This is a genomic window from Kitasatospora sp. NPDC057512, from assembly GCF_042802135.1.
Taxonomy (GTDB): domain Bacteria; phylum Actinomycetota; class Actinomycetes; order Streptomycetales; family Streptomycetaceae; genus Kitasatospora.
The window spans coordinates 1-4,433 of record NZ_JBHVET010000709.1; the positions used below are offsets into that span (position 1 = coordinate 1).

Annotated in this window: 5 protein-coding genes; 3 read left to right on the forward strand and 2 right to left on the reverse strand. The window is 72.3% G+C overall.

Features of this window, described 5'->3' with window-relative positions:
• Positions 1 to 117: 117 nt before the first annotated feature.
• The gene (locus ACFU6K_RS32325; RefSeq protein WP_380669097.1) at positions 118 to 885 is read left to right on the forward strand and encodes a metallophosphoesterase; all 768 of its coding nucleotides are present in this window, start codon (positions 118 to 120) and stop codon (positions 883 to 885) included.
• 15 nt (positions 886 to 900) lie between these two features.
• On the opposite strand, the gene ACFU6K_RS32330 is transcribed toward ACFU6K_RS32325, so the two are convergent.
• Positions 901 to 1,386, reverse strand: coding sequence for a hypothetical protein (locus ACFU6K_RS32330; protein ID WP_380669099.1), 486 nt, complete (start codon positions 1,384 to 1,386; stop codon positions 901 to 903).
• Positions 1,387 to 1,582: 196 nt separating this feature from the next.
• A complete protein-coding gene (locus ACFU6K_RS32335) occupies positions 1,583 to 2,278 on the reverse strand; it encodes a FadR/GntR family transcriptional regulator (protein WP_380669101.1) in 696 nt (231 codons plus the stop codon).
• A gap of 238 nt (positions 2,279 to 2,516) precedes the next feature.
• Here ACFU6K_RS32335 and ACFU6K_RS32340 point away from each other — a divergent pair, with 238 nt between their 5' ends.
• The gene (locus ACFU6K_RS32340; RefSeq protein WP_380669103.1) at positions 2,517 to 3,071 is read left to right on the forward strand and encodes a gluconokinase; all 555 of its coding nucleotides are present in this window, start codon (positions 2,517 to 2,519) and stop codon (positions 3,069 to 3,071) included.
• Between the two features lie 2 nt (positions 3,072 to 3,073).
• Positions 3,074 to 4,433 (forward strand): gluconate:H+ symporter (locus ACFU6K_RS32345; protein ID WP_380669105.1); only part of this gene is annotated, 1,360 nt, incomplete at its 3' end.

Genomic DNA, 4,433 nt, shown 5'->3' on the forward strand with positions numbered 1-4,433 from the left:
CGCCAATGCTCCGCAGTGGCTCCCTCCTCCGCCTTGCGATGCACGCACCCCAACGCCGCCCCGCCCGCCCTGCGGGCGGACGACGGGAGTTCGGCGGCAGGCCCTATCGTGATCGCCATGCTGACGATCGCGCACCTCAGTGACATCCACCTCGGCCAGGACCACCGCCGGGACGACGGCAAGCGTGCCCGGCGGCGGGCCGAGCAGGTGATGGCGTACCTCGACGCCCTGCCCGGCCCGCTGGACGCGGTGCTGGTCACCGGCGACCTCGCCGACCATGGCCTGCCGGAGGAGTACCGGCAGGTCGCCGAGGTGCTGGTCTCCCGGCACCCGGTGCTCACCTGTCCGGGCAACCACGACTCCAGGTCGCCGTACCGGGAGGTGCTGCTCGGCGAGGCACCGGGGGAGGGACCGGTCAACCGGCTGCACCGACTGCCGGGCGCCGACGTGCTGATGCTCGACTCCTCGATACCCGGGCAGCACGACGGCCTGCTGGACGAGCCGACGCTGGACTGGCTGGACACCGAACTCGCCTCCGGCCGCACCGAGTTGCCCGCCCTGGTGGCCTTCCACCACCCGCCCGTGGAACTGCACCTGCCGTACGTCGACCCGATCCGCCAGTTCGGTGAGGAGCGGCTGGAGCGGGTGCTGCGCCGCCACCCCCGGGTGGCCGCCCTGTTCTGCGGCCACGCGCACACCTCCGCGGCCACCACCTTCGCCGGGCTGCCGCTGCTGATCGCGCCGGGCGTGGCCTCCACCGTCACGCCGCCCTTCGAGGGCGGGCCGGGCATCTCCTTCGACCACCCGCCGATGCTGGCCTTCCACGTCCTGGACGAGGACCGCCGGCTCACCACCCACTACCGGGCGCTGCCGCTCCGGGACTGACCGATCCGCCTGGTGCTACGGGTGGTTGGTCCGCACCCGGGCCTGGCGCGGCGGCTGCTGCGGTGACTGGCGCGGCGGTTGGTACGGCGGTCGGGGTGGTTGCTGGTTCCCGTACGGCGGCTGCCCCGGCCCGTACGGCTGCGGCGACTCGTACGGCTGCCGGTACACCGAGGACGAGCCGGGCCGGGGGAACGGCCGCGCGGCCAGCGGCTCGGAGGGCGCCCGGCTGCCCGCCATCGGGTGCGCGGAGCCCGGCGTCTGCATCCGCTGGGCCGCGACCTGGCGGGAGATCAGGATCTCCACCAGGCACCACATGGTGCCGAACACCCCCAGCCCCATCGCCAGCAGCGCGGGCGTCAGCAGCCAACTGTCCGCGTACGAGGCCAGGGTCGCCACCACGACGCCGACCAGGGTGAAGGACAGGCAGAGCACCGCCCGGACTGCGGCGGCGCGTACCTCGTCGGGTAGGCGACGGCGACGGCGGCGGCGTGGCACGGACATCGAGCGACCCCCAGGCGCGTGGCGCGTGTTCGGTGAAGCATACGGAACGGGCGCACACGAAACGCGCCCCCTCGGCTCACTCTGCCCCGCCGAACCAGGACTATGCCTCCAAAACCGCCGAACTGCCGCCAAACCGTGCCATCCGGGCCGTCCGCGCCGTTCCGACGGACCTGGCAGGCGCCCCAGGCGCCCCGGTTCAGTCCAGCTGGGCGTTGAGCTCCTCCAGCGCGCCGCTCACGATCGTCCGCATCGCCCGCTCGGCGTGGTCGGCGTCCTTGGCGCAGATCGCCTCCGCGACCTCGCGGTGCAGCCGGATCGCGTACGACTCCGGCTGATGGGGCATCAGATGGTACTCGGTCCGGCCGGTGAGCACCGCCGCGACGGTGTCGCCGAGGTGGGCGAACATCTCGTTGCCGGAGGCGCGCAGCACCAGGGAGTGGAAGGCGATGTCGTGTTCGAGGAAGGTGGCCAGGTCGGCGGCCCGTGCGGTGACCGTCAGATCCACGGCCAGTGAACTGAGTTCGCGCCGGTCGTGGTCGCTCGCGTGGGTGGCGGCGAGCGCGGCCGCGGCCGGTTCGACGGCGACCCGCAGCGAGCCGAGCGAGCGCAGCTGGGCGGGCCGGTCCGAGCCGGCCAGGCGCCAGCGGATCACCATCGGGTCGAAGACGTCCCAGAGCGACTTCGGCTGCACGGTGATCCCGACCCGTCGCCGGGACGCCACCATGCGCATCCCCTCCAGGATCCGCACCGCCTCCCGGACCACCGTCCGGGAGACCCCGAACCGGTGCTCCAGCTCCTCGCCGCGCAGCACCGCCCCCTCGGGGACCTCTCCCGACGCGATCGCCGGTCCGAGCTCGTCGAGCAGCCGCCCGGGCAGTCCCTGGATCTCCATCCGCCCAGGGTAGACGCCCACCCCGGGCGCGTTCACGTCGCCCTGTGGCCTGGGTCATGTCACCCCTCGGCCCGGGTCGTGCCGCCCCGCGGTCCGGGTCGTGTCGTCCCGCGGCCCGGTTCGTGTCGTCCTGCGACCCAGACCACACCGCAAAAGTATGACGATTTGGTTTCCGCCACTTGAATACGTCATATCTTTGAGGCGATAGTGGCGGCCAGGCAACGAAGGAGCACCACCCATGGCTCTCAGCGTCGAGAACCACGACCTCCCGCAGGCCCCCCTCACCATCGTGGTGATGGGCGTCTCGGGCGTCGGCAAGACCACCCTGGCCCGCCTGCTGGCAGACCGCCTCGCCCTCCCCTTCGCCGAGGCGGACGACTTCCACCCGGCGGCCAACATCGCCAAGATGTCGGCCGGCATCCCGCTGGACGACGAGGACCGCGCCCCCTGGCTGCGCGCCATCGGCGCCTGGCTCAAGGACCGGACCGAGGCCGGCACCGGCGGCGTGGTGACCTGCTCGGCGCTGAAGCACCGCTACCGCGACATCCTGCGCGCGGACGCCCCGGGAGCCTTCTTCCTGCACCTCAGCGGTGGTCACGAGCTGGTCGAGGACCGGCTCTCCCACCGCACCGGCCACTTCATGCCGACGTCGCTGCTCGACTCCCAGTACGCCACCCTGGAGCCCCTGGGTGCGGACGAGCGCGGCGCCGCCCTGGACGTGGGCCCGTCCCCCGAAGAACTCGTCGAGATGGCCGTGGCGCTGCTGCGGCCCGTCAATGGAGACCTCGCGTGAGCATTGCCCCCACTCTGCTGGCGGCCGCCCCACCGGCCCTGCCGCACACCAGCAGCGACTCCCAGCTGCTGATCGCGGTGCTGCTCAGCATCGGTGCGATCGTCGTACTGATCACCAAGCTGAAGCTGCACCCGTTCCTCGCCCTCACGCTCGGCTCCGGTCTGCTGGCCGCCGTCGCGGGTGCCCCCTTCGACAAGCTGCTCACCAGCTTCTCGACGGGCTTCGGCTCCACCGTCGCCAGCGTCGGCCTGCTGATCGGCCTCGGCGCGATGCTCGGCAAGCTGCTCGCCGACTCCGGCGGCGCCAACATCATCGCCGACACCGTGCTCTCCCGTACCGGCAACAAGGCGCTGCCCTGGGCGATGGCGCTGATCGCGGCCGTCCTCGGCCTGCCGCTGTTCTTCGAGGTCGGCGTCGTCCTGCTGATCCCGATCGTGCTGCTGGTCGCCCGCCGCGGCAACGTGCCGCTGATGCGGGTCGGCATCCCGGCCCTGGCCGGACTGTCGGTGCTGCACGGCCTGGTGCCCCCGCACCCGGGCCCGCTGGTCGCCGTCGACGCGCTGAAGGCCGACCTCGGCATCACCCTGGCGCTCGGCCTGCTGATCGCCGTCCCGACCCTGATCATCGCCGGTCCGCTGTTCGCCCGGGTGGCCGAGCGCTGGGTCGGCCCGCTGGAGATCCCGGCGGCCACCGCCCCCGAGGAGACGGCCAAGCACGACCGCACCCCCTCCTTCGCCGCGGTGCTGGCCACCATCCTGCTGCCGGTCGTGCTGATGCTGGGCAAGGCGCTGGCCGACGTGGTGATCGACAACCCGAAGGCGCTGGGCCAGCGGGTCTTCGACTTCATCGGCTCCCCGCTGATCGCGCTGCTCGCCGCGACCCTGCTCGGCATGGTGACCCTCGGCAAGGCGGCCGGCTTCGACAAGGCCCGGATCTCCGACACCGTCGGCAAGTCGCTCGGCCCGATCGCCGGCATCGTGTTCATCGTCGGCGCGGGCGGCGGCTTCAAGCAGACCCTGATCGACGTGGGCGTCGGCAACGCGGTCAGCGAGTGGTCCGGCAAGTGGCACATCTCCGCGCTGCTGCTCGGCTGGCTGATCGCCGTGCTGATCCGCCTGGCCACCGGCTCGGCGACGGTCGCCACGATCACCGCGGCCGGCATCGTCTCCCCGCTCGCCGCGAACATGTCCTCGACCCACGCGGCCCTGCTGGTGCTCGCGATCGGCGCCGGGTCGCTGTTCCTCTCGCACGTCAACGACGCCGGCTTCTGGCTGGTGAAGGAGTACTTCGGGATGAGCGTCGGGCAGACGCTGAAGTCCTGGTCGGTGATGGAGACGGTGATCTCGGTGGTCGCCATCGCCC